Origin of the sequence: Taibaiella lutea, from assembly GCF_008629695.1 — a bacterium.
In the GTDB taxonomy this organism is placed as follows: Bacteria; Bacteroidota; Bacteroidia; order Chitinophagales; family Chitinophagaceae; genus Taibaiella; species Taibaiella lutea.
On sequence record NZ_VWSH01000004.1, the window covers coordinates 464,421 to 487,596 of the forward strand.

General features: G+C 38.5%; 24 protein-coding genes and 4 tRNA genes. 15 read left to right on the forward strand and 13 right to left on the reverse strand.

Annotated features, from left to right (window positions below; all coding sequences use genetic code 11):
* Positions 1-329: 329 nt before the first annotated feature.
* A complete protein-coding gene (locus F0919_RS16875; protein WP_150033963.1) occupies positions 330-950 on the reverse strand; it encodes a hypothetical protein in 621 nt (206 codons plus the stop codon).
* 117 nt (positions 951-1,067) lie between these two features.
* On the opposite strand from F0919_RS16875, the gene F0919_RS16880 reads away from it, so the two are divergent.
* Both F0919_RS16880 and F0919_RS16885 read left to right on the forward strand, forming a co-directional pair.
* Positions 1,068-1,307, forward strand: a complete 240-nt coding sequence (locus tag F0919_RS16880) for a hypothetical protein (protein ID WP_150033964.1) — start codon at positions 1,068-1,070, stop codon at positions 1,305-1,307.
* Positions 1,308-1,395: 88 nt separating this feature from the next.
* Entirely contained in the window at positions 1,396-2,019 is a 624-nt protein-coding gene (locus F0919_RS16885; RefSeq protein WP_150033965.1) for a class I SAM-dependent methyltransferase, read from the forward strand.
* 58 nt (positions 2,020-2,077) lie between these two features.
* Here the strand turns inward: F0919_RS16885 and F0919_RS16890 are convergent, their stop codons facing one another.
* The 5 genes from F0919_RS16890 to F0919_RS16910 all read right to left on the reverse strand — a co-directional run bounded on the left by F0919_RS16890 (position 2,078) and on the right by F0919_RS16910 (position 5,934).
* On the reverse strand, positions 2,078-3,001 hold the full coding sequence (locus F0919_RS16890; protein WP_150033966.1) for a TIGR01777 family oxidoreductase: 924 nt from the start codon (positions 2,999-3,001) through the stop codon (positions 2,078-2,080).
* A gap of 361 nt (positions 3,002-3,362) precedes the next feature.
* Positions 3,363-4,241: a murein L,D-transpeptidase catalytic domain family protein gene (locus tag F0919_RS16895; protein ID WP_150033967.1), complete on the reverse strand. Its 879-nt coding sequence runs from the start codon at positions 4,239-4,241 to the stop codon at positions 3,363-3,365.
* Positions 4,242-4,552: 311 nt separating this feature from the next.
* Complete coding sequence (locus tag F0919_RS16900; RefSeq protein WP_150033968.1) at positions 4,553-5,017, reverse strand: hypothetical protein; 465 nt, start codon at positions 5,015-5,017, stop codon at positions 4,553-4,555.
* 238 nt (positions 5,018-5,255) lie between these two features.
* Positions 5,256-5,717, reverse strand: coding sequence for an SsrA-binding protein SmpB (gene smpB, locus F0919_RS16905; RefSeq protein ID WP_150033969.1), 462 nt, complete (start codon positions 5,715-5,717; stop codon positions 5,256-5,258).
* Positions 5,718-5,863: 146 nt separating this feature from the next.
* A tRNA-Cys gene (locus tag F0919_RS16910) sits at positions 5,864-5,934 on the reverse strand.
* A gap of 154 nt (positions 5,935-6,088) precedes the next feature.
* On the opposite strand from F0919_RS16910, the gene F0919_RS16915 reads away from it, so the two are divergent.
* A complete protein-coding gene (locus F0919_RS16915; RefSeq protein ID WP_150033970.1) occupies positions 6,089-6,961 on the forward strand; it encodes a nucleoside phosphorylase in 873 nt (290 codons plus the stop codon).
* A 39-nt stretch (positions 6,962-7,000) separates the two neighbouring features.
* On the opposite strand, the gene F0919_RS16920 is transcribed toward F0919_RS16915, so the two are convergent.
* Positions 7,001-7,237, reverse strand: a complete 237-nt coding sequence (locus tag F0919_RS16920; RefSeq protein ID WP_150033971.1) for a hypothetical protein — start codon at positions 7,235-7,237, stop codon at positions 7,001-7,003.
* A 466-nt stretch (positions 7,238-7,703) separates the two neighbouring features.
* Here F0919_RS16920 and F0919_RS16925 point away from each other — a divergent pair, with 466 nt between their 5' ends.
* On the forward strand, positions 7,704-8,570 hold the full coding sequence (locus F0919_RS16925; protein ID WP_150033972.1) for an alpha/beta fold hydrolase: 867 nt from the start codon (positions 7,704-7,706) through the stop codon (positions 8,568-8,570).
* An 8-nt stretch (positions 8,571-8,578) separates the two neighbouring features.
* On the opposite strand, the gene F0919_RS16930 is transcribed toward F0919_RS16925, so the two are convergent.
* Complete coding sequence (locus F0919_RS16930; RefSeq protein ID WP_150033973.1) at positions 8,579-9,676, reverse strand: MBL fold metallo-hydrolase; 1,098 nt, start codon at positions 9,674-9,676, stop codon at positions 8,579-8,581.
* 234 nt (positions 9,677-9,910) lie between these two features.
* Between F0919_RS16930 and F0919_RS16935 the strand changes: the two genes are divergently transcribed.
* Positions 9,911-10,828, forward strand: coding sequence for a DNA adenine methylase (locus tag F0919_RS16935; protein ID WP_150033974.1), 918 nt, complete (start codon positions 9,911-9,913; stop codon positions 10,826-10,828).
* A gap of 9 nt (positions 10,829-10,837) precedes the next feature.
* Here the strand turns inward: F0919_RS16935 and F0919_RS16940 are convergent, their stop codons facing one another.
* Positions 10,838-11,356, reverse strand: a complete 519-nt coding sequence (locus F0919_RS16940) for a hypothetical protein (protein WP_150033975.1) — start codon at positions 11,354-11,356, stop codon at positions 10,838-10,840.
* Positions 11,357-11,519: 163 nt separating this feature from the next.
* On the opposite strand from F0919_RS16940, the gene F0919_RS16945 reads away from it, so the two are divergent.
* Positions 11,520-12,068: a hypothetical protein gene (locus F0919_RS16945; protein ID WP_150033976.1), complete on the forward strand. Its 549-nt coding sequence runs from the start codon at positions 11,520-11,522 to the stop codon at positions 12,066-12,068.
* Positions 12,069-12,216: 148 nt separating this feature from the next.
* Here F0919_RS16945 and F0919_RS16950 read toward each other — a convergent pair whose 3' ends face one another.
* Together F0919_RS16950 and F0919_RS16955 are read right to left on the reverse strand one after the other, a co-directional pair.
* Positions 12,217-13,341 (reverse strand): FAD-dependent oxidoreductase, encoded by a 1,125-nt coding sequence (locus tag F0919_RS16950; protein ID WP_150033977.1) that lies wholly within the window; start codon positions 13,339-13,341, stop codon positions 12,217-12,219.
* 48 nt (positions 13,342-13,389) lie between these two features.
* Positions 13,390-14,208 (reverse strand): helix-turn-helix domain-containing protein, encoded by an 819-nt coding sequence (locus F0919_RS16955; protein WP_150033978.1) that lies wholly within the window; start codon positions 14,206-14,208, stop codon positions 13,390-13,392.
* A 261-nt stretch (positions 14,209-14,469) separates the two neighbouring features.
* On the opposite strand from F0919_RS16955, the gene F0919_RS16960 reads away from it, so the two are divergent.
* Positions 14,470-16,242: an FAD-binding oxidoreductase gene (locus F0919_RS16960; RefSeq protein WP_150033979.1), complete on the forward strand. Its 1,773-nt coding sequence runs from the start codon at positions 14,470-14,472 to the stop codon at positions 16,240-16,242.
* A 96-nt stretch (positions 16,243-16,338) separates the two neighbouring features.
* On the opposite strand, the gene F0919_RS16965 is transcribed toward F0919_RS16960, so the two are convergent.
* On the reverse strand, positions 16,339-17,550 hold the full coding sequence (locus F0919_RS16965) for a phosphoglycerate kinase (RefSeq protein ID WP_150033980.1): 1,212 nt from the start codon (positions 17,548-17,550) through the stop codon (positions 16,339-16,341).
* Positions 17,551-17,674: 124 nt separating this feature from the next.
* Here F0919_RS16965 and F0919_RS16970 point away from each other — a divergent pair, with 124 nt between their 5' ends.
* From F0919_RS16970 to F0919_RS16985, 4 genes are all read left to right on the forward strand, one after another.
* On the forward strand, positions 17,675-18,202 hold the full coding sequence (locus F0919_RS16970; RefSeq protein ID WP_216629444.1) for a hypothetical protein: 528 nt from the start codon (positions 17,675-17,677) through the stop codon (positions 18,200-18,202).
* A 14-nt stretch (positions 18,203-18,216) separates the two neighbouring features.
* Entirely contained in the window at positions 18,217-19,110 is an 894-nt protein-coding gene (locus tag F0919_RS16975; protein ID WP_150033982.1) for a pirin family protein, read from the forward strand.
* Positions 19,110-19,499: an OsmC family protein gene (locus F0919_RS16980; RefSeq protein ID WP_150033983.1), complete on the forward strand. Its 390-nt coding sequence runs from the start codon at positions 19,110-19,112 to the stop codon at positions 19,497-19,499. Before F0919_RS16975 ends, F0919_RS16980 begins: the two co-directional genes overlap by 1 nt.
* Positions 19,500-19,585: 86 nt before the next feature.
* A complete protein-coding gene (locus tag F0919_RS16985) occupies positions 19,586-19,801 on the forward strand; it encodes a hypothetical protein (RefSeq protein ID WP_150033984.1) in 216 nt (71 codons plus the stop codon).
* A gap of 74 nt (positions 19,802-19,875) precedes the next feature.
* Here F0919_RS16985 and F0919_RS16990 read toward each other — a convergent pair whose 3' ends face one another.
* Positions 19,876-21,942, reverse strand: a complete 2,067-nt coding sequence (locus tag F0919_RS16990; RefSeq protein WP_150033985.1) for a CotH kinase family protein — start codon at positions 21,940-21,942, stop codon at positions 19,876-19,878.
* Between the two features lie 205 nt (positions 21,943-22,147).
* Between F0919_RS16990 and F0919_RS16995 the strand changes: the two genes are divergently transcribed.
* From F0919_RS16995 to F0919_RS17010, 4 genes are all read left to right on the forward strand, one after another.
* Positions 22,148-22,342, forward strand: coding sequence for a hypothetical protein (locus F0919_RS16995; protein ID WP_150033986.1), 195 nt, complete (start codon positions 22,148-22,150; stop codon positions 22,340-22,342).
* A gap of 291 nt (positions 22,343-22,633) precedes the next feature.
* A tRNA-Ser gene (locus F0919_RS17000) sits at positions 22,634-22,722 on the forward strand.
* A gap of 42 nt (positions 22,723-22,764) precedes the next feature.
* A tRNA-Pro gene (locus F0919_RS17005) sits at positions 22,765-22,838 on the forward strand.
* 109 nt (positions 22,839-22,947) lie between these two features.
* Positions 22,948-23,021: transfer RNA gene (locus F0919_RS17010), tRNA-Pro, on the forward strand.
* Positions 23,022-23,176: the final 155 nt, after the last annotated feature.

The following is a 23,176-nucleotide window of genomic DNA, read 5'->3' on the forward strand; positions in this document are numbered from 1 at the left end:
GATTGCTTCATCAGAAACCTGTGAGGTTTTGAAACCTCACAGGTTTTATAGCCGGGCCATTAAAAGAAAAAGCAGCGATAACCAACAAGCTTATTAAATCGTTCAGACCATTCCGTAGGGATGTAATATTGGTAGCATCATATCAGGAGTTTTATTTCATGACCCTGTAAGGGTCAGATTACCAAAACAAAAATGATAATTAGTGTTGTAATGTTGTCCTTACAGGACAATTGTCAATCAGGTAACAAAAGGCTACCGACATTGCATCCCTCCGGGAGATCAATCTTGTTTTCTAAATGCAGCGCCAGTTTTAATTAAATCTAAAAGGTCTAAAACCTGTATCCTAAACTCATTTGAAATAAAGCCAATGGCAATGTTTCGTCACCATAATTATTGCCTGATTCTGCCGCAAGACCTAAATCAAGTTCCATAGAGTAAGAAAATTTTCCGGCGAAAAAAACATTGAGTGAGTTATGAAACATACATCCTGTCAAGGTATAAGTGGAATGTCTATCCTGCGGAATATTTCCTCCGGGACCGGGATAATAAATTTCTACAGTATGCCTGTAACTCGTAATATTTCCGAATAATACGCCCATCGCATATCTGACCGGAGCATGGCTGCCGGCGGTATAATATTTGAGCCCTAAGTAAATACCCAGATTTTTCTCAGCATATTTATCTCTTTCATGATATTCGGCAGCATGTGAATTGTATAATATCGGAACATAAAGGCTAAACCTCCCATCCATATCCATATTAAAAAATCTTTCGTAGGAAAAACCGATGTTAAGCCCTTTGTTGTTTGCAGAAAAGGGGGCAACGGAAATAATATTGTTTCCATAAGCCGGACTTTCTGTAATGGCCTCGCTTTCCGGAAGTTGGCCGTTGGCATTAACTGTAAACAAGATTAAAACAAATGCGCAAAAGGTTCGAAGCTTGCTATGCATGACCGGGATTTAAGGTTAAACAATTTCAGACCTAAATATACAATTTGTTAATGAAATCATAGCACCGGTTTTGAATTACAGAAACCACTATCTTTGGATCAATTAAAAAGAATTGAAATGAGAAAACTCACGTTATTATTAGGCGCCGCATTTTTATTGGGAACAGCTACTTATGCATGTGAAGGAAGCGGTAAATGCTGCAAAGGCAAAAAAGAAGCTTGTGCCAAAGAAAAGAAAGAAGCATGTGAAAAAGGTAAAGGTTGCTGCAAAAAAGAAGAGAAAAAAACAGCAACATCTAAAGATGCAAAACCTGAAACTACTAAAGAAGTAAAACCCAATGCAGTTAAAAAATCTTAATTGTTATTGAATAAGGTAATAAGGAAACCGGGTCATTGTTGATCCGGTTTTTTTGTACAAAAACAGATGATGCTTCAACAAAAATTACATGGCAATTTTCAACAGAAAAAATCATTGGGAAAATATATATCAAACAAAAGGTCAGCAGGAAGTGAGCTGGCATCAGGCAAAACCTGAAACTTGTTTAAATCTTATTATAAATAGCGGCATGCCACTGACGGCAAAAATTATAGATGTTGGCGGTGGCGATGGTTTTCTCGTGGATTTTCTGCTGGAATCGGGTTATACAGACATTACCGTACTGGATATTTCTGCAGCTGCCATTGAAAAAGCCAGATTGCGTTTAGGAGATAAAGCCAATGATGTTAAATGGATAGTGTCTGACATAACCGATTTTAAGCCTGCTGAAAAATATGACATATGGCACGACAGAGCTGCTTTTCATTTTCTGCTCGATGATAATGATATTAATACTTACACTAAAATTGTATCTGAAAATATAAACCGGGATGGTGTATTGATAGTAGGAACATTTTCTGAAAAAGGACCGAAAAAGTGCAGCGGCATTGACATCAAACAGTATTCAGAAGCTGCGCTGACAGCTCAGTTTGAGAAAGATTTCATCAAAACGGATGCATTAACCGAAAACCATAAAACACCGTTCGATACTTTTCAGCATTTTGTGTTTTGTATATTCAGGAAACGAAATTGAGTTACTATGAAAAAGGTCATCAGCTAACTGATGACCTTTTAATGGTATAATTATAAGATTACCTGTTTGACAGATCTTCTGCAGCTTCCATAATTTCAGGATACATAAAACTGAATCCTGCCTGTTCTATCTTCTTTGCGCTCAGATTGGCACTTTTCAACACTTCTGTTGCTAATTCTCCAAGCATGATATTTATTACAAAACGTGGAACAAAAACAGGAATAAAGAATTTATGACAAGCCCGGGCAATACTGAATATTAATGTCTTATTGTTTACCGGTTGCGGAGCAACTGCATTGTAAGCTCCCGATAATTTTTCATTTTCAATAGCGAACAGGTACATATTGCAGATATCATCTTCATGAATCCAGCTTTGCATCTGGCGCCCATTACCTAACACTGCGGCAACTCTGTATTTCAATGGTTTTGTAAACTCTTTGTAAGCCCCACCCTTTTTACTCATTACCAGGCCGGTTCTGAGAATAACCAATCGCTTTCCAAGCTCCGTAACGGGTTCAATACTTTCTTCCCATTGTTTACAGACTGCTGCAAGAAAATCAGTACCCGCAGGATCATCTTCTGTGAAGCCATCATTTAAGGAAAGTAAATTGTCGGGGCCATAATATCCTGAAGCAGAAGCAGAAACTACAGCTTTTACTTTATTGGGTATTTCCGTTAAAGCCTTTACCAATAAGGCACCAGCCTTTTCCCGGCTTTCAAGGATAAGCTTTTTACGTTCTTCAGTCCAGCTTTTTTCGGCAACGGAAGCGCCTGCAAGATTGATGATATAATCGGCATTTTCAATAGATTCCCTGTCAATAATGCCTTTATCTACATCCCAATGGACATAAGAGATTTTATCCGGTTTTTTGTTGCTGATATTTCTTGTAAATATAATGACGTTATATCCACGTTTTATCAGAAGGTTACTTAGCCTTGTTCCTATTGTTCCTGTTCCGCCTGTAATTATAACATTGGTCATAATCCTTTTTTCTTTTACAATTTTCAGGCAAAAAACCTGAAAAACTGTACCTACATATTTTAGGGCGCAAGTTAGTTACAATCCTTAATGGTTAACACTTACAGCCATCTGTATTACTGATAAGTTATTGAGTAACCTTATACTTACTTGAAATTTATGAGTTCTTTAATAATAATCTGTATGGTTTACTACAATAGCATCCTGTTATTTCCCTGAAATGAGGCAACAACAGTGTTCATCAGCAATGACTGTAAAAAGTTATCGAATCGTTGGTAAAGTATCAGTTCTTAAATGACCAGATATAATAAGGGACATTCCGGCAGGAATGTCCCTTATCAAAATATATCTTTAGAAGTGTCTACTATTGTTGCGTACCAACAGAAAGTGTTACACCTTGATAAGTATTGGAATCTGTTGTTGATTTTACAGCCTGGCTTACATTGTTTCCTGTAGCAGTATTTTGCTTTGCATTGGCAACCATCAATTGCTGATGCAGCATATCTTGTTCTGAAATCTGAGAAGCTTTGTTTAGCCATACAGACTTTGCAAGGTAATTCTGATTAGGATAGTAAATATACAGCACGCTGCCATCCTTAATGGTATTGATAACTTTTGCCGAAATTTCTCTCGGAATAGCAGGACAACCCCAACTGCGACCTAAACGTTGATTACATTTTATAAATGACTCGCAAACGTAATCGGCTCCGTGCATTACAATAGACCTGTCGTAAGCAGCATCATTATAACCTGCATCCATGCCTTTTAGCTTCAATGAATAACCATTGTCTCCTGTATAGGTTTCGTCTGTAACATAAAAGCCCATACTACTTTGATGCGAGTTCTCTTTATTGGAAAAATTTCTGGCAAATTCGTCGCCTGTACCTTGTCCATGCGCCACAAGGCTGTGAAATAGTATTTTTGAATTATCCATATCAATAACCCAAAGTCTTTTCACATTGGAAGAAAGGCTGAAATCACAAATAGTAATAATGGAAGATTGCTGGCCTACTTTGCCTGCAGTTTTAAGATTAAGGAAGCCTGTGTAAGCGCTTCTGAAAACATCTTTGGATAATGGCTCTTCGTTACCGAAATCAATCCGGCCATAAATGCCATCTGCCTTTTGGGCGATATAAAGGTTGGAGACACTTATTTTTGAACCTTCTGCTCCTTTTACGACTTTTACAAAAAATGAAGATGCACACATTCCAATCATCAACAAAGCCACTCTGATTTTTTGCATAAGATGCTAATTTTTTAGTTTAGGTTATTAAAAAAATCTTATCGAAGCATTCAAAAGTATTGATTTTATCTATAATTTCCAACCACTAAATTCGGACAAAACCATGTTTTTGCCTGTTTTAAGCATTTTATGCTGACCTTACTTACTGGTTATAAAGTCTTTTGGGGAGTTTTGTCATTTTTGTGTTTTTTTTCGAAAAAGTTCATATCGGAGGTAATTTTAGGATTTTATTTGTGTAATCGGATAGGGCATATAACAAAAAAGGCAACCTTTAAATAAGGTTGCCTTTTCTTTTTACTGAAATATAGAACTTACAATTTAGTTCCTGTAAAAGTGCATGAATTGTCAGGATTTACGCCATCTTTAATCATGTAGGTAGAAGTTAATTTACCGGTTGATTGGTCCAATGATACGTTTCCGCTAAAGTTTACAGTTCCTGAAGTACCTGCAGCAGTGCCAGAAAAAGTAAAACCATTTGTTCCTGTCATTTCTCCGGTAGCGGTAAAGGCTTGATTATATACATTTGTATAAATCAATTTAACCTCGCTGGTACCGCTTGCTGTCAAAGTGATGGAATAGTCATCAGTACCTATTGTGCAATCTTCGTGTCCTTGCCATTGACCGATGAATTTATCGCGGCTCAATGTTTTGCAATCTTTTCCTTCGTAACCAACGGCACATGTTGTATCATCTTTTGAACACGAAGTCATTGTTACAGCTGATAAAGAACCAATAGCCAATAAAGAAGCTGTCAGGAATAATCTTGTTTTTTTCATACTTGTTTGTTTTAATTATTACTTGTTTAAATTTTGCGTTTCAGTAACTCTAACTCCTTAAACGTTGTTTAAGGCAAAAAGTTTAATATACATATAGCAAATCTCATGCCAAAATTAGGTTAATGGAGAAAATAAGGTGTGAATAAAAGGAGAAATTATTGCCAAATAATCGTTAAACAAAAGAAAATCAATTGCTTAGATATTTTTCATCACAAAACAAAAAACAGAAATTTAACAATTACCAATCTTTGGTTTTTAATTTTCTTTCTGCCTCCCTATTTTTAATGCTGTCTCTTTTATCGTAGAGTTTTTTACCTCTTCCCAAGCCGATGTCCAGCTTTGCATAACCATTTTCATTGATATAAATGGATAATGGGACAATAGTGAAGCCTTTTTCTTTTATTTTTTGCAGCCATTTTTTAATTTCTTTCTTAGTAAGCAAGAGTTTGCGCTCCCTTATCGGATCATGTCCTGCATAGCCTGCATTTACATATTCTGCAATATGAAGGCTTCTAATCCAAAGCTCATTATGAAAAAAGAAACAATAACTGTCGTTAAAACTTACTTTGCCTAAGCGGATAGATTTAATTTCGGAACCGGTCAATACAATACCGGCCGTCAACTTGTCTTCGATTGCATACTCGAAGGTGGCGGGTTTATTTTTGAGATATATAGATTTATTTAAATTGCTTTTTGCCATGTAATTAATAAAATATAAAACACAAATCTTCCTGTAATAGAAAAGATACCTGATGTGCTTCAACAAAATAAACGCATTTTGATTGATTAAGGCCTTAAAAAACCTCTAAATCAAAAAATCCCGCAAAATAGCGGGATTTTCAAGAGAGGTATCGAGCGGATTCGAACCGCTGTAGCAGCTTTTGCAGAGCTGAGCCTAACCACTCGGCCACGATACCCTACCGTTTGAAGGTGTGCAAAAGTAAGGATGTTTATCCATTTTCCAAATTGTTTTCAAGATTATTTTTTCGAAAAGATTTGAAGTATATGGTATGATATTCAATATTTTTCGGGAATTTGGAGCCTGGAATTTCATTTAATAATTTTAGGTTTATGCTTGGCAATTCAGAATTAATATTAACACCGGAAGGCTGTATTTACCATTTGGATTTACTACCAGAAGAAATAGCGGATACCGTCATTACTGTCGGTGATCCGGGAAGGGTACAGGAAGTTTCAAAACATTTCGACCGTATCGAGGTGCAGAAATCGCATCGGGAATTTATAACGCATACGGGTTATATCGGCAATAAAAGGGTATGCGTAATAAGCACAGGTATTGGCCCTGACAATATCGATATTGTATTGAACGAACTGGATGCACTTGTGAATATTGATTTGGACAGCCGTACGGAAAAGCCTGTTCCCCATAGCCTTAAAATTATCAGGCTGGGTACGTCCGGAGCATTGCAGCAAGATATAGAAACAGATCAAGTGGTGGTTTCTACCTTTGGCATCGGGCTCGACAATCTGTTGCATTACTATAAACATGAGTATAATGCAGAGGAAAGTTATATTCTCAATGATTTTAAAAACCATACATTATTGCATGGAAATCCTGTTCAGCCCTATATTGCTGAAGGAAGTATTCAATTATTGAATAAGTTTAGCGGGAACTTTATTCATGGAATAACAGTTACCTGCCCCGGCTTTTTTGCACCTCAGGGAAGGAGAATAAGATTGCCGCTGACCTTTCCGAACCTGGTGGACAAGCTGGCTGATTTTGAAAGTGGCGGACATCACAGGATAACCAATTTCGAAATGGAAACGTCTGCAATATATGGCCTTGGAAAATTAATGGGCCACCAATGTATTTCCATTAATAGTATTATTGCCAACAGGCAAACAAAAACTTTCTCCAAAAACCCGGCTGCCGCGGTCAACCGGATGATTGAGGATTCACTGGAAATTATTTCGGGCTTATAAGTTGCGTTGTTTTCTTTTTACAACGCAACTCAAGACCTTTTAATTTGCCAGAGCCAATCTGCCAAGATTGTTATTGGTATCATTCAGCAATCCTTCATGACAATACAGTTTGCTGATTCTTATTACTTCATTCAGAAGTAATAATTTTTCATCCATTGAATGAACGTCTTTAATCAATTCATGCACTTTGTCTAAAAATTGATTTTGATTTAAACTGGTATCGCAAAAATATTCATTACAGAATTTTTGGGCGAGAAGAACAAAATTGTTGCTCATAAGGGTAAATTTATATAGTTATTAAAAATCAATAAACGAAAATTGGTAAATTGGCTAACACATTTTGGTTCATGTGAAACCTTTTTAAGAGGCTTCGTTTGGTTTTCTATAATAACTATATCCAATATCGTGCCAAAAATCGCACTCAATTAGTAAAATTCATAATGAATGGTCAATATTGATAAAAAATGTCAATAATTTACTAATTATTACTAAAAAAATCATTTTGTATTCTTTTATTGAACATAAATTAATTCCCTCTAAATTACCATCTGAACAATAGTTCACACACGCAAATTCTATACTCCACTATTATATATGATTATATTCTTCTGTCAGAAATAAATATAGCTCTTTCGGTTAAATTTTTATTATTTTTTTAACTACTTTTAATTGTCCCAAGTAATGCATTCATTTTAAAAGGGCCTTTAGATATTATTTAGAATTATAGTCGAGTTTTAGCATTATGCCATACAAAGATCATTTTATATATACGAATAAGATTCGTTTACATTTTATAGAATACAAGACAAAAAATAACCTTACACCATTAATATTACTTCACGGCCTTACGGCCAATGCTCATACTTTTGACGGGTTAGTTTGTAAGGGATTAGCAGAAAAATACCATTTATATATTCCCGATTTGCGGGGCCGCGGTCACAGCGACAAACCTGCGTATAATTATAGTATAAGACATCATGCCAAAGATATTATCGGCATGATGGACCAAATCGGTTTAGAAAAGGTTGCGATTGCCGGCCATTCTTTTGGCGGGTTGCTTGGTATTTATCTGGCTGTCCATTTTCCCGAAAGGATAGAAAAAGTAGTTATATTGGATGCAGCAGCGGAAATGAATGCCAAGGTGGGACAAATGTTGATGCCGGTATTTAAGAGACTGGACAAAACTTTCGCATCGTTTGAAGCCTATATAGAACATACAAAGGCCTCTCCTACGCTGACTTTCTGGGATGAGGTGATGACAACTTATTACAGGGCAGATGTAAAAACACTGCCTGATGGGAAAGTAAGAACATATTCAAGTCTGGCAAATATCATTAAAGTAACTATTGGTGTTTCAAATCAGCCCTGGCGCAGGTTTTTCAACGATGTAACGCAACCTGTACTTTTAATCAATGCAACAGACAACTACAACCTGAACGAACCACTTCTACCCGATTATAAAGCAAAAGAATCGGTACGCTTGCTGCAAAACGGGACTTACCTGAAAGTAAGCGGCAATCATCAGACCATGCTTTATGGAGATGGCGCTGAGGAAATTGTAGAAGCCATGAGCGCTTTCATTCCTGAAATAGCAATGGCAGAAGTTTAAGGTAGGCTTTAACTTATCTTCTCCCACCAGGCTTCATTTTCGGGGCTACGATTTAAAGAAACCTTCTGTCCAATCATAGGCGTAAGCAAAGGTTGGTGCAATATATTTGCCTGTTTAACTGCTCTTTTTATAGAATCATCCCAGGGATGTGTTGCCAATGCAAATTTTGCCCAATGCACTGGCATTAAAACTTTGGCATGAAGATCGATGGCAGCCTGTACTGTTTCTTCGGGCATCATGTGGATATTTGCCCAAAAAGTATTGTATTGCCCGCATTCCAGAATGGCAAGATCAAAAGAACCGAAACGGTTTCCTATTTCCTTGAAATGAGTATCGTAACCGGAATCGCCACCTAAAAACAACCTGTACCTCCCGGTTTCCAAAACAAAAGATGACCATAATGTCTGATTTCTTTTGAATTTTCTGCCGGAAAAATGCCGTCCGGGTGCAGCTGTAAACCGCAAGTCTTTCATTATTTCATCCGATTCCCACCAATCCAATTCTTTAATTTTCTCAGCAGGTATGCCCCATTTTTCCAGATGTGAACCTACGCCCAAAGACGTTACAATCATACTGATGCGATCTTTTAACGCTATAACAGTATTATAATCCAGGTGGTCGTAATGGTCGTGCGTCAGCAGTAACACATCTATATCAGGCATATCGTTTGCATTATAAATATTGCTGCCGGGGAAAGCCTTTGTTCCTGCAAATTGCACAGGAGAAGTACGTTCGCTGAAAACGGGATCGACCAAAATATTCCTGCCATTTATTTGCAAAAGGTAAGAAGAGTGCCCAAACCAGGTAATGGTGGGTTCATCAGGATTGCTATTTTTTAAATTGCTTTTTACGGAAGGCACAGGCATAGACGGAACTTTTCTTTCATGTTTGCCAAAGAAAAAATCCTTCATTACACCTGTTATAGTAGCACCACCTGTCAGCGCAGGCGTATAAGATTGATTTTGAAACGTATTTTTATGAAATTGAGGTGATGTACGTATTCTTTGTAACCTTTTACCACCTGGTGTTTTACCGAATGCCGGAAGCTGCATGAACAAAATAGCGACGAGGATAATCAAAACCGCTATTAACAAAAATATCATCATTGACTATATAAAAGTTAAATTTAAAACTCTGAACAACGAAAGTAATCCAAAACATTATTGGCTTTTCAAATTTCGGTCAATCATCGGTGAGAACCGAAAACGACATTAAATAATTAAAGCGAGTTTAAATGACCTGTTTTGAAATATGGAACCGTACGATACATTTTAAGTTTAAAAGTTGTGGCGAAAATTTTAATCTTAAATTTGGATTTTATAACAGAACCGGCAAACAGAATGACAAATAAAATTGCAAAACCGTTTTTGAAGTGGGCTGGTGGAAAAACCCAATTGATAAACGATATTGAAAGGATTTTACCTCAGGATTTAATAAAAACAAAATTCACATACATTGAACCTTTTATTGGCAGCGGCGCAGTTCTTTTCCGAATCTTGAATGACTTTCCTCATCTGGAAAAGGCTGTTATTAATGACGTAAACGAGGATTTAATAAATACGTATAAATCTATTGCTTCAAATCCCGGGGAGCTGATTTCCATTCTTGAAATCCTGCAAAATGAATTTCACGCTCTGGAGGGAGATGAAGAAAGCAAAAAATATTATTACTATCAAAAAAGGGCATTGTACAATTCCAGGACGCAGGAACAAACAGGACAAGCTGCTTTGTTTATTTTCCTGAACAGGACTTGCTTTAACGGATTATACAGAGTGAACCGAAAGAACGAATATAATGTACCGATGGGCGGTTACAGAAAGCCAACCATTTGCGATAAAGAGAATATTATGGCAGTAAGCCGTGCCCTACAAAAAGTTGAAATGCTTTGCGGTGACTTTGAACAAACGCTTGATTACGCAAACAAAAGGTCATTATTTTATTTTGATCCACCTTATAAGCCATTAAGCGAAACATCAAGTTTCAATTCCTATGCCAAAGATGAATTTAACGATAATGAGCAAGTAAGATTAAGAAACTTTTGTTCAAAACTTGATACGCTGAACCATACATGGATTTTAAGTAACTCGGATGTAAAAGGGAAAAATGAATCTGATAATTTTTTCGATGACTTGTATGCAGATTTCAATATTCAACGTGTGGAAGCAAGAAGAAGCATCAATTCCAATTCTGAAAAAAGAGGAACTTTGACGGAGCTGCTAATCACAAACCAGACAAACGATCAAGTATTTGTAAAATAAACCTGCAATTTAAAAATAGAATGAAGGGATCCTGATATTACCAATGTTTGTGAACAATGCAGGCTTACGCTTTCCGTGATTATTCGTCCTTTGAATAACATCATCAAGAGAGCATTTACCTAATCTTGCCAGAATAGCTTCATAATATCTTTGGTAAGGCAATCTTCGTCCGGCATACCGGGGTTGAGGATAATTGATTTCTTCCTGCAGAGTGATCCAATAAATCAGTTCTTTCTGTGATTGAGCGAATGTGTCTGTAATGGAAGCCAGGCCGTTATTATATAAATCGCCTAATGCAACAATCAAGGCATCAAAGTTGCATTCATTCGCAATATCAAATATAAGCTTTACAACATCGGTATGCTTCGGGGCTTCTCCATCTTTTGATAACCGATAATCGCCATTCTTTTTACGTCCCGGATAATCAATATGTAGTGCCCCTACTACAAAAGAATCTGCTTTTTGTTGCTTCGCATTCAACTTCTGAAATAAGTCATTCATTAACTCAATGCCTTGTGTATAATTCATATTCACTTTGAAATTTCACATCTTGAATAGATTTTTAAATATCTGCTTTATCAAAAATAATGGATATAAAAGAAAATTCGGACTTCGGTATTTCTGTTAATTATCTATAGTTCTTTGTTGTTAACTTCGCTTATAATATCAAAATCACAACATCAGGAAAAACATGAAATTGAGTTATTTTTTAATAGCAATGATGATATGCCTGAGCTTCCATTCATGCATAAGCAACAAAGAAAAAAAACCTGCTGAGATTTTAAGAGAAATGTCGCGATCTCCCGACTCGAAAATAGGCAGTGAAAATTTTCAATTCAGTCTGCCTGAAGGATGGTTCAGAGTAGATACAATTTTGGAAGGCAACAAAATAACTTTCCTTATTAAAGAGAATGATAACCTTCGTCCGATTATAAACGTAACAAACGAATTTATGCGTAATAAATCTCATGAAGCTTATGTAGACGGCACTAAAGGAGAGCTGCTAAATAATATGGATGTTCAATTAATTGATAATGGAAGCTTCCCTGTTTCGGAGAAAAATTGCATTTGGTACACATATAATCGAGCTCAAAATGGCATAAAAAGAGAAATGGCTTATTATAGCATTGCCAATAATGGAGTTTCGTGCAACATTACAGCAGGAGTAAATCCGGGTGGTTTGAAAAAATATAAGCAAGTATTTGACGAAATAGTAAAATCTTTCCGAGTTAAAAACTAACATTTTTAGCTTTAACAAAGCAACATCCATGATGTACCGAATCTGTCGCGCAGCATGGCAAAGCGGGTAGCAAAATTAGTTTGCTCCATCTTCATGAGAAACCTGTTATCCAAAAATTCTTTCTGACTTTGCAAATCTATTGTGGAATTTATTGATAAAATTTCCTGAAAGAAAAATCAGGGTTACACATTTCAATTTCGTTCCTGCTTGTCTCCAATTGCGCTTCTTTTGCATAAACCATCATCTTTTTTTCGTAATCGCTGATGGCAGTTTCTATGCTTTGATACTTTCCGTTAGTCAGGTTATCTGATAAAATCAATGCATCCATTAGTCCCGTATTTACACCCTGACCTGCAAAGGGAGGCATTATGTGTGCGGCATCCCCAATGAGCGTTACAGGTAATGGCCGTTCATTTTTCCAGGGTGTGTCCAAAGATATTTTTCTCGTTGGCCATACAATAAAAGAAGATGTGGCGCGAAACAGTTGTTTGTAACATTCATGCCAGTCAGTATATCTGTTCAAAAGAAATTTCCTGATGTCATCCCGACTGTCTCTTATATTTACATTATTCCATTCTTGCGGTTTTTTAAAGATTACATTGTAAGTCAATATACCGCCGTTTCTGGAGTTTGCCACTAACAAGTTGCCATTACCTGCGGCCATTAGTATAGTGTCGTTACAAAGTTGATAAAATTCCGGACATTCGATTTCAGGTTCCGATACTTCACCTTGCAGAATAAGAGTTCCTGTATATTCAATTTCGGCATCTGTAATGTATTTCCTCACCGTAGACATGCCGCCGTTAGCGCCGATAACAAGATCTGCGGTTGCATCCGTTCCGTTTTCAAATTGCAAAAGCCATTTCCCGTTACTTATTATAAGACCTGTAAATTTCCTATCCCAAGCAACAGTATCGCTATTCAAACTTTCAAGCAATATTTTCCGTAAATCATTTCTGTTTATTTCAGGATTGTCATACTGCTCTTCGATTGCAGGCTTTTTAGACAATAACACTTTACCTTGTGTATCAACTACAGTCCTTCCCATAGGTATAGCCATTGCATAGTAATGTTCCAGCAATCCTGCTTCTTTCAGCGCGTCCTGCCCTGAACCTTTATGCAAGTCGAGTGTGCCGCCTGAAATCCTGGTCAACGCATTCTTGTCTCTTTCGTAAACGGTTACATCAACGCCTTTTTGTTGCAATAATCTGGCCATTGTAAGGCCAACGGGTCCTGCACCTATAATGGCTACTTTTTTATTTTGTAGTATCATGAATTTACATCGTTTAATTATGATGCAAAATTCCGGAACATTAATATGTCAGGCTTGTATAAATGCGACAAAATCGCTGCTTGCAACTTGCTTATCTTTCTTTGCATTTCGTGCGAAAGCCGCTGGAGTAGCTCCGCTATAACGTTTAAATTCCCTGCTTAAATGAGATTGATCTGTATAACCCAGCTCATGTGCCAGGCCGGCAAGATTGGAATCGGGGTCAAGCCATAATTGGTTTCGCACCTGCTCAAAGCGTACCAGCCCTGAAACGTCTTTCATAGTATAGCCGGATGATTGCTTGAATTTCCTTTCCAGTGTACGAACCGTAGTATGTGCTGTTTTAGCTAATCGGGTTACAGGCATATTGCCGTTTGTTTCCCTTATGGCAACACCTGCTTTGAACAGCATACTATCCATGTGAACATACGAATGCGCAGCAAGAAAATATTGTTCTACCTGAGTGATTGCTTCTTCTACTCTGCCTGCATCCATTAATTCTTTTAATGCAGGCTGAAGCTTTGCAATAGGATGCTCAAAAGTACGCACCCCATCTTTACCGGAAGACAATCCAAGCAAATCGAATACTGTCCAGGGAAAACACCTGATACCAATGATTTCAAAACGACCTTTTGTATAAAAAAGAGCGGGTTGATTAAGTAATCCCATCATAAAGGGAGATGGTAATTGACGCAAGTTTCCATTAGAAGAAATGTTGAGAACATCTCCGAAATAAAAAATAATTTCAGCATAACCATCAGGCACTACCTCAAAACCTGTTTGCTGTTCTCCAAGCTCTCTTACATCATACCAAAAGCACTTAATGGCGTCTTGCAGTATTTCCGGTGGACCAAATTCCTGATGATGCATATTGAAGGATATTGAGTTATTTTGACACAAAGATATTCTTTAGCATAGATTACCTTATACGTATAAACAAAATATTAAGACCCGGTTTTGCAGCTCTATCCGGTTGTTTTGCATTCATAAAAAAGGGGAAATTTCCCCACCCCTTCCTGCTTGCTTTTGTAAATTCCATTGAGTAGTATTGCGAAGCAAAAAATATTGCTATAGAATATTTCTCATAACAATTAAATCTTAACCATCACCAAACACTAAACCAATCTACCTATGGAAGTCACACTCCCCGGCATCATTGAGATCCTGAAAACCTATCTTCCCAAAGATAACATGCCTGAAATATTATACGATACACCTGAAACAAATTATGAGTATAATACCCAAAGACAAATTTTCAACACCTACTTTCAGTTGCGCCCTACAGCAATGGTGTTTTGTACCAACACCGCACAAGTATCAGAAGTCATTAAATGTATCAAAGAATATAATTATAAGGGACTTTTCAGAGTGCGCTCTGGTGGCCATGATCATGAAGGCGAATCCTCAGGCACTGATGCGCTTGTGATTGATCTTTCAAAGATGGTGGATGTTACTATCAATGCAGAACAGAATTATGCCGTTATACAACCCGGCATTATGTTCATAGACCTGATAAAGCAGATGAATGCGCAAAATGTAGGCTTGCCTCATGGCACTTGCTATTCTGTACGTATAGCAGGCTTTACCTTCGGCGGCGGCTGGGGCCCCTGGACCCGTCAGAAAGGCATGGGTTGCGAAAGCCTTGCCGGTGTTACTATTGTGTTGGGTGATGGCTCTTACAAAACGATTATGGATAATAGGCTGATTCCCGAATATAACGGTTGTCCTGTGGAAGATCTTCAAGAAGATGACCGTAAACTGCTGTGGGCATTGCGTGGTGGTGGTGGCATGAGCTACGGCGTGGTTACCGAGCTTTTCTATAAAACATTCACGCTGCCGGATTACACCACTAAATTCACTGTCTCCTGGCAACAGGCTGATGGAAATATTCCACCTGCGGTTGACATCCTTCAACGCTGGGAAGAGCTTATTGATTATAATGAAAATCAGGACCTGCTTGGCACCAATCTTAAAATCGCAGCTAAATACAAAGATGCAAAGGACACTGTTCCTGTAGAAAAATCCCTGCACGATTGTTTTTTCTATGGTTATTATAGCGGCAGCAAAGCGCAGTTCAGCAGCCAACAGGCATTTGAAGATAATTTGAAAAGCATCATTGAAAATGAATGGTTCCCACATCAGCAATATGGCAATTACGGTATAAAATTCGAGGACAGTATCGACGCAGTATTGTCCAACAATGTAAGTGACGGTGCATCGGGCAAGCTTACTGCGGTTCCAGACAAGAACCGTCGTTCATGGAGTACTTTTTCTGCCTGGGACAGAGTAGTGAAATGGGATACGAAAAAGCATAAAAACCTGCGCCTGGAGGGCAAGTACAATACTGCATCTTTACCTAAACACTATGAAGCTATTCCTCCTGAAATAGATTTGCCTGCTCCCCATAAAATAACCTCGCGTCTTGCTACTGTTACAAATGATGCAGCTATTGCAAAAGCCCGCAGAGAAAAGTTGATCGAAAGTCTTGAATCGAATCTTTTATATACAGAAGGTACAGAACAAGGTATGAGCACCTACTTTACACTCGGCGCTATTACCGGTGAATATTATAAAAACTACAACTATCATGACAATGAATATCCTATGGGTAGTGCCTTCCCTTATAAAAAATGTTATTATACGGTACAGTACCAGGCCTGGTGGGAGAATGACGGTGTTGTAAATCCACTCGTACAGCCTTATGTAAACCGTGCTATGGACTGGCTGGAAGTCTGCCGTAATTATGATATACCGGGCACTTACGGTGCATTCATCAGTTTTAAAGACGATAGCGTCCCTACCCGCGTTTATTTTCAGGAAAGTTATGACCACCTGAAGGAGATAAAAGAAACCTATTGCCAGGATCCGGACAATATGCTGAGCAGCCGTAAGACTATTATCTGATATGAAATGTTGCAAAAAATGCAGTGCAACTTATCGTTGCACTGCATTTTAATCTGAGCTTCTTAAACAACCGGCTTTATCCGGCCATCCACGCTTTTATTTATTGATAGCTGCGATACCAGGTAATTCTTTTCCTTCAAAAAATTCCAGCATAGCGCCGCCACCTGTGGAAACGTAACTTACTTTATCTGCAAGACCGAATTTGTTTACGGCAGCAACGCTATCCCCACCACCAACAAGGCTATAGGCGCCATTTTCGGTGGCAACAACAACGGCTTCTGCAATGGCTTTGGTACCTGCCTGGAATTTTTCCATTTCAAACACGCCCATTGGTCCATTCCATAAAATGGTTTTGGAAGTCGAAACTACTTGTTTGAATAATTCAATTGATTTTGGTCCGATGTCAAGGCCCATCCAGCCATCAGGAATAGATTTGTTATCTGCGACATCCGTATTGGCATCCGGTGCAAATTTATCTGCAATCAGGCTGTCAACGGGTAAATGAATGTTTACACCTTTTTCTTTTGCGGTATTCAGCAATGCAAGCGCCATCTCCAGACGGTCGTCTTCGCAAAGGGAGTTGCCGATCTTACCGCCTTGTGCCTTGAAGAAGGTATAAGCCATACCGCCACCGATAATGATGTCTGTAGCCTTGTTCAATAAATTTTCAATGATGACAATCTTGTCGGAAACCTTAGCCCCGCCTACGATTGCCGTAAATGGCCTTTCGCTTTGGTGCAAAACTTTCTCTCCTGCCAGCACTTCACTTTCCATCAGCAAACCAAACATCTTTTTATCAGCATCAAAGAATTGTGCAATAACAGCGGTAGAAGCATGTGCCCTGTGAGCCGTACCAAATGCATCGTTCACATATACGTCGCCCAATTGCGCTAACGTTTTTGCAAAGTCAGCATCTCCTTTTTCTTCTTCTTTATGAAAACGCAGGTTTTCCAGCAACAAAACCTCTCCCGGTTTCAGGTCAGCGGCTTTCTTTGTTGCTTCATCACCGATACAATTTTCTGCAAACTGAACATCCAGGTTTAATGATTTACTCAGGTGATTCACAATGCGACTCAATGAAAAATCTGCTTCCGTAAGTTCCGGCTTTTTGGCCATATCTTTTATCGGGCGTCCCCAATGGCTCATCAGAATTACGCTTCCGCCGTCATTCAATACTTTTTGGATAGTAGGCAATGCAGCTTTGATACGCGTATCGTCCGTAATTTTACCGTCTTTGATCGGTACATTAAAGTCTACTCTGATCAATGCTTTTTCATTGTGAAAATTGTGCTGAGAAAATTTGCTCATATTGTTATGGTTAATGTTAAATTTGGATGCAAAAGTAGGGAAAGCCGTTGAGATAAGTTAATTGGAAATGGTAAATAAGAAATCAGATAAAATAATTCAGATAAATAAAACAGCGTATCAATCTATGTCCCGCCCCACAAAAATCATTTACGTTTTTTTGATGTTATTATTTGTAATGTGGCATCAACAGTGTACTGCACAGGAAAATCCTTATCCGCCTTATGATCCGGACGTTCCGGAAATGACAGACATACAAAGAGTAATCGATGCTTCGATGGATGATGTTGAGGACAGTTTAAGGATACGGGGCAGTTTTCAACCTTTTGCTACCGTCATTTTACAAAACGATAGTATCGCCGACATTCATGTTGCGCCAAAAAACGGAGAGACTTACAGTATTGCGGAATTGGAAGATCAGCTGAGCGTCAATGCACTGAATGGCACTTATAAAGTTGTTTGTATTTTTTATCTGGATGCGAGCGATGATCCCGCTGCTACAGGCAATTCCAAAGTTGTGAAGATACATGCGGAACATACCAATGATGATTTTGCCTATCGTTTTGAATTTCCTTATACAAGGAATGCCAAACATCAGATCGTATTTGGAGAAACCGCAGTAGATTTTGAACCGCAGATAATGTTTAAACTATAAAATTCTTTGTCAATATGTCAAATATCAATCTCATTATAGAAGAAAGGCCGAGAAATATCGGCAACTTCATGGTAGGCCGTTTATTACCATTCAAGGATAAAAGAATGGTTGGCCCTTTTATTTTCATTGACCATATGGGGCCGGCTACAATGACGGAACGTGAAAACATGGATGTGCCGCCACATCCGCATATAGGCCTTTCTACCCTCACCTATTTATTTGAAGGCAATATCATGCACAAAGATAGCCTGGGCACGGAAATTGAAATACTTCCCGGACAGGTGAACTGGATGACGGCGGGTAAAGGCATTGTGCATTCCGAACGTACACCTGAATATTTAAGGCATAGTGATAAAACCCTTCACGGGCTTCAGATTTGGGTTGCTTTGCCAAAAGATCTGGAAGAGATGGAATGTTCCTTTTTTCATGCAGATGAAAAAGATCTACCTAAATGGCAGGAAGGGGATGTTTCGTATTGCCTGATTGCAGGTACTTTCAAGGGAAAAGCTTCACCTGTACCGGTTTACAGCCCTTTGTATTTTCTGGAAATAAAATCCGAAACGGAACAGGAAATTACTATCGGAAATGATTTGTACGGCGAAGCGGGCTTATATATATTGAATGGTAGCGTAACCGGCGAAGGACATACTTTTGAGCCCAAACAATTATTGGTAGCCAAAGACAGTAAGCTCTGCACTTTTACGATGGCAGCCAATAGTACCGTTTATATTTTTGGCGGGGAGCCTTTGCCGGAAGACAGGTATATTTACTGGAATTTTGTGGCTACAGACCATGAACATATCGAAAAAGCAAAGGAAATGTGGAAAGAACAGGCATTCGTACCCGTTCCGGGTGAAACCGATTTTGTGCCGCTTCCTCCTGAACCTTCAAATTTAAAACTCAAATAATGGTACATATAAAAGCAGCTATCGGAACGCAAAATTACAAGACGACAATAACAACGGGCAATCATACCATCATTTCAGACGAACCTACGACTGCAGGAGGAGAAGATTTGGGATTTTCACCTGATGAATTGCTGACTGCCTCTCTGGGAGCCTGCACCGCTGCAACTTTAAGGATGTATGCCAACCGTAAAGGCTGGACCGAACTAACGGGTGTGGAAGTTAATGTAACGTTCAACAGGCTGGCAGGAAGCAGCACTATGGAAAGAACCATATTGCTGCAGGGAAATATTACACAGGAACAAAAAGAACGTTTGTTATACATCGCCAATCGCTGCCCTATTCATCAGACATTAACCCATCCGATCGATATTACAACCATTATATCCTGATTTATTGAGGGGATAGAAAAATCCTTTTGTACAAATTTTCAGTTTTTAATTTTAAATAATTATTTTAGCGTCCAAAATTATCCTTTATGAAAAAAATGCTACTTGTAGCTTTAGTAGGCATAGCCGGTTTAACATCTTGCAGCAAGGACTATACCTGCACCTGCGTTTCGGTTCTTCCTGACGGTTCACAAACCAATACCGAAACAAAGACTATCAGCGGCACTAAAGATGGTGCAGAGAAAAAATGTAAAGCATTCGACAATGTAAATGGCCAGGTTACAACTACCTGTCAGTTAGATTAATTCAAATATTCTCTTTAAATGAATAAGCCTTCGCAATTGCGAAGGCTTATTCATTTATTTCACCTTAAAATTATTTATTGAAGCACTAATTTTCTGCGAACAACTCCCAGCTTGGTTTCCATGCTCACAGTATATATACCTGCGGCAAATTTCCTCTTGCCGAGAGGAATAGCAATTTGCGATTTGTTTGTATGCTCATCCCATATCAATTGTCCGGTAACATTGAAAATCTGAACCCTGCTGATTATGACATTCTGTGCATCAATATTCAGGATATCAGTTGTCGGATTAGGATATATCTTAAGGAATGATTCCTTATTCAATTCGGCTAAAGAAGTTGGCGGCGGCGGTGGTGTTGGAATACAAGACGTTTTATAAAGCTGTCCGTCCATCCATCTTACTCTTGTATGAATCCAGTCATGCAAATAATCCAGTTCAGATTGCCATGTAGGTCCTACAAATTCATTCGGCCAGAGATAAACGCCCAAAATAGGCCATCTGGTAAAATTGCGCGCCTGAGGAACCAATAACACATTTTTCATGGAATCAAGAACATGATCGATATGGACTGTATCCAGAACGTTTTGACGCAATGTGGTATAACGGCATTGATATTCTTTCATGTAAACCGTATCCGTAGCCATTTTCTTCCACCAGAAAGGGTTGAGATTATCATCAGGGTCAGAGCAGGGCTTATTCCATTCATAGTTGTCGGTTGCAGAACCATCATTATAGTCTGCATTACCATATCCAAGGTTTATATCCCAGATAGGCCCGGCATTCAGTTTCATGTTTTTTGCCTTATGAAGAAAGCTGCTTAGCCTGTATCCATCCACATTATGAGAAAATTCCTGCAAAATAGATTGTTCAATAAAGCTGCCGACATCAATGTATTTACGGTAGCCGAGTACTGTATCATACAAATTCAGGTTCATTAAAGCCGACTCAAAAGAATCTACATAATCGGCAAGGTATGTTTTTTGTGCAGTGTTAATCTTGCTGTCGGAAGGATATTCATAAACGAAATTAATTTCACGGTTATCCGTACAAGGTTTATAATCCGACACCCAATGATCCGAAGGGCTTTCTGCTCTGTCAACCTGAAAAATATAACCGCCGGTAAGATCAGGCCCGGAAACTGTGCTGCTGCCCATTTTCTCAACTTCTACCCTGCCGTCCCCTCTTTTAATTTTTTCCATAAATGCATATACACCTTTATAATCGCCATTTAAAACCACTTCGCATAAATGTGTATGCGGAGCATAAGCTCCCATTTCATTGGACAATTGATAGGTCAGAATATTTCTCATAAATGATTTATCGTCCCATGCACCATAAAGTACCCAATCGCTCCCTTTGCTTAATCCAAGTACCACAGCATCGCTGTCATCTCCATTTGGCTTGACAGTAGTTATTGTATAGGAACGTTGCGGAAAGCTTGCAGAGCTGCTGCCTCTTACTTTTATCGTAATATTTCCGTTGTAATCATTAAACGGATTGCCAATAATATTCACCTGATTTGTATTATTAATGATGCCCATCGTGCCATCTACTTCATTCTTTATATTATGCTGTGGCACTACATTATTGGTATTTATGACCAAAATGGGCAAGTTTGATTGTGTGAAAAACTCAGGCTGGGCAGGCGTATGATCAAAATGAAGTCCCCATTTGACAAGTGTACCTGTTGTCGATCCCGTAGTAGTGTTTACTATCTTCAATACCCATTTTCCATTTCCATTCTGCCCGTTATTTACACGGCCCATCCAGGATTCCGGCCTCATTTTTCCGGTAAAAGGAGCACTCTTCCAATTCACAAGGTCGGCCACATTCATGTTGAAATTTGTGTTTGTATAATTATTGTCGCTGCCACCCAGGTTATTTGCCAACTGCAACACAGTACCATCAGGTGCTGTCAAGCTTATCAGCAAATCTTCATCATTGTTATAACTCAGATTCAGCGTGATGCTATCTAATCCAAAACTACTGTTCAGAGTAGCAGTAGTTAATCCGGAAACCATTAGCGTATCTGTTTTTGCCTGTCCGTTTCCAGGAATAGTTACAGCTGTGGATCGATAATAGGACTGGCTATTCGCCCAAAATGCGCAACAGCAGGAGAGAATGGTTAAGATTCGTTTCATTTATCGTTCAGGTTTTAAATAATAAAGATTATTCCGGTAAGATATAAATTAACAATAAGATAATATTGACATTGTAGTGTAGGTATAAATACTTAATGGCTAACACTGAAATAGTGTTTAAATTATAAATTAATTAAGTTTTTGATAAGGAAATATGAAATAAACTGACTAATTTAGCGGAGAGATTACCAAATCACATGAAAGTATGTTTCTGAATCCATTTCTTTATGACACGGACAAAGCAGAACGAATTTTAGAGCAGTTAAATAACCCCGATTTTTATCTGAAAAGCTTAGATGAATATCAAAAGATGCAGCAATTAATTTGCCTGAATGAACAATTAACTGCTTTACTGGAAGTAGATGATTATAGTGAATTTGAAATCACTACTGACTCGTAAACCGCGACTCCTCGTCCAATCTTAAACTCCAAAAGCGATTTTGAAATTGCCTTTTGGTTAGGTGCCTTCGTCGCAATTATTATAGCCATCTGAATTATCTGAATCCCTTTGCCGAAAAGTAGTTACAAATACTTCTTTATAAGTATTATACAACTATATCCGGTCAATGATGAAAGCTCCAATAGTGAAAAAATATTTATGAAAATTCTTCCCAAATAATTTCATAATTCAATTTCAAGCGCTTACCTTTGCACTCCTTTAACGAAGGAAGCGAAGTTCTTAAACAATAACGGTGAGGTGGGTGAGTGGCCGATACCAGTAGTTTGCTAAACTGCCGAACGGGTCAAACTGTTCCGCGGGTTCGAATCCCGCCCTCACCGCTGAACTTTTCTTTTGAAATTTTCAGTGGAGATTTATCGGATCGGGAAGTAGCGCAGGCCGGTAGCGCACCTGGTTTGGGACCAGGGGGTCGCAGGTTCGAATCCTGTCTTCCCGACACAATTAAAAAACGCTTATCAAAATATGATAAGCGTTTTTTAATCTGAATCTCAGATGCTTTGGTCAGGCAATTCGTTATTAATAGTTAAAGGAAAACATCACCGGATCGGGAAGTAGCGCAGGCCGGTAGCGCACCTGGTTTGGGACCAGGGGGTCGCAGGTTCGAATCCTGTCTTCCCGACGAGCAAGACACACCGTCGTTATTGGCGGTGTGTCTTTTTTTATAAGGCCTGTTCAATACTACATCCATATCCAACTCAACACAGATTTTGTGTTACTAAGTCTACCAAATCATCAATTTCTACCCCCGATAAAGCAATGCTCTTTTCGTGTGAA

Bases quoted from the DNA above. Each gene is read 5' to 3' on its own strand.
- F0919_RS16875 (WP_150033963.1), bottom strand. From the start codon at position 950: ATGCATAGCAAGCTTCGAACCTTTTGCGCATTTGTTTTAATCTTGTTT.
- F0919_RS16880 (WP_150033964.1), top strand. From the start codon at position 1,068: ATGAGAAAACTCACGTTATTATTAGGCGCCGCATTTTTATTGGGAACA.
- F0919_RS16885 (WP_150033965.1), top strand. From the start codon at position 1,396: ATGGCAATTTTCAACAGAAAAAATCATTGGGAAAATATATATCAAACA.
- F0919_RS16890 (WP_150033966.1), bottom strand. From the start codon at position 3,001: ATGACCAATGTTATAATTACAGGCGGAACAGGAACAATAGGAACAAGG.
- F0919_RS16895 (WP_150033967.1), bottom strand. From the start codon at position 4,241: ATGCAAAAAATCAGAGTGGCTTTGTTGATGATTGGAATGTGTGCATCT.
- F0919_RS16900 (WP_150033968.1), bottom strand. From the start codon at position 5,017: ATGAAAAAAACAAGATTATTCCTGACAGCTTCTTTATTGGCTATTGGT.
- smpB (WP_150033969.1), bottom strand. From the start codon at position 5,717: ATGGCAAAAAGCAATTTAAATAAATCTATATATCTCAAAAATAAACCC.
- F0919_RS16915 (WP_150033970.1), top strand. From the start codon at position 6,089: ATGCTTGGCAATTCAGAATTAATATTAACACCGGAAGGCTGTATTTAC.
- F0919_RS16920 (WP_150033971.1), bottom strand. From the start codon at position 7,237: ATGAGCAACAATTTTGTTCTTCTCGCCCAAAAATTCTGTAATGAATAT.
- F0919_RS16925 (WP_150033972.1), top strand. From the start codon at position 7,704: ATGCCATACAAAGATCATTTTATATATACGAATAAGATTCGTTTACAT.
- F0919_RS16930 (WP_150033973.1), bottom strand. From the start codon at position 9,676: ATGATGATATTTTTGTTAATAGCGGTTTTGATTATCCTCGTCGCTATT.
- F0919_RS16935 (WP_150033974.1), top strand. From the start codon at position 9,911: ATGACAAATAAAATTGCAAAACCGTTTTTGAAGTGGGCTGGTGGAAAA.
- F0919_RS16940 (WP_150033975.1), bottom strand. From the start codon at position 11,356: ATGAATTATACACAAGGCATTGAGTTAATGAATGACTTATTTCAGAAG.
- F0919_RS16945 (WP_150033976.1), top strand. From the start codon at position 11,520: ATGAAATTGAGTTATTTTTTAATAGCAATGATGATATGCCTGAGCTTC.
- F0919_RS16950 (WP_150033977.1), bottom strand. From the start codon at position 13,341: ATGATACTACAAAATAAAAAAGTAGCCATTATAGGTGCAGGACCCGTT.
- F0919_RS16955 (WP_150033978.1), bottom strand. From the start codon at position 14,208: ATGCATCATCAGGAATTTGGTCCACCGGAAATACTGCAAGACGCCATT.
- F0919_RS16960 (WP_150033979.1), top strand. From the start codon at position 14,470: ATGGAAGTCACACTCCCCGGCATCATTGAGATCCTGAAAACCTATCTT.
- F0919_RS16965 (WP_150033980.1), bottom strand. From the start codon at position 17,550: ATGAGCAAATTTTCTCAGCACAATTTTCACAATGAAAAAGCATTGATC.
- F0919_RS16970 (WP_216629444.1), top strand. From the start codon at position 17,675: ATGTCCCGCCCCACAAAAATCATTTACGTTTTTTTGATGTTATTATTT.
- F0919_RS16975 (WP_150033982.1), top strand. From the start codon at position 18,217: ATGTCAAATATCAATCTCATTATAGAAGAAAGGCCGAGAAATATCGGC.
- F0919_RS16980 (WP_150033983.1), top strand. From the start codon at position 19,110: ATGGTACATATAAAAGCAGCTATCGGAACGCAAAATTACAAGACGACA.
- F0919_RS16985 (WP_150033984.1), top strand. From the start codon at position 19,586: ATGAAAAAAATGCTACTTGTAGCTTTAGTAGGCATAGCCGGTTTAACA.
- F0919_RS16990 (WP_150033985.1), bottom strand. From the start codon at position 21,942: ATGAAACGAATCTTAACCATTCTCTCCTGCTGTTGCGCATTTTGGGCG.
- F0919_RS16995 (WP_150033986.1), top strand. From the start codon at position 22,148: ATGTTTCTGAATCCATTTCTTTATGACACGGACAAAGCAGAACGAATT.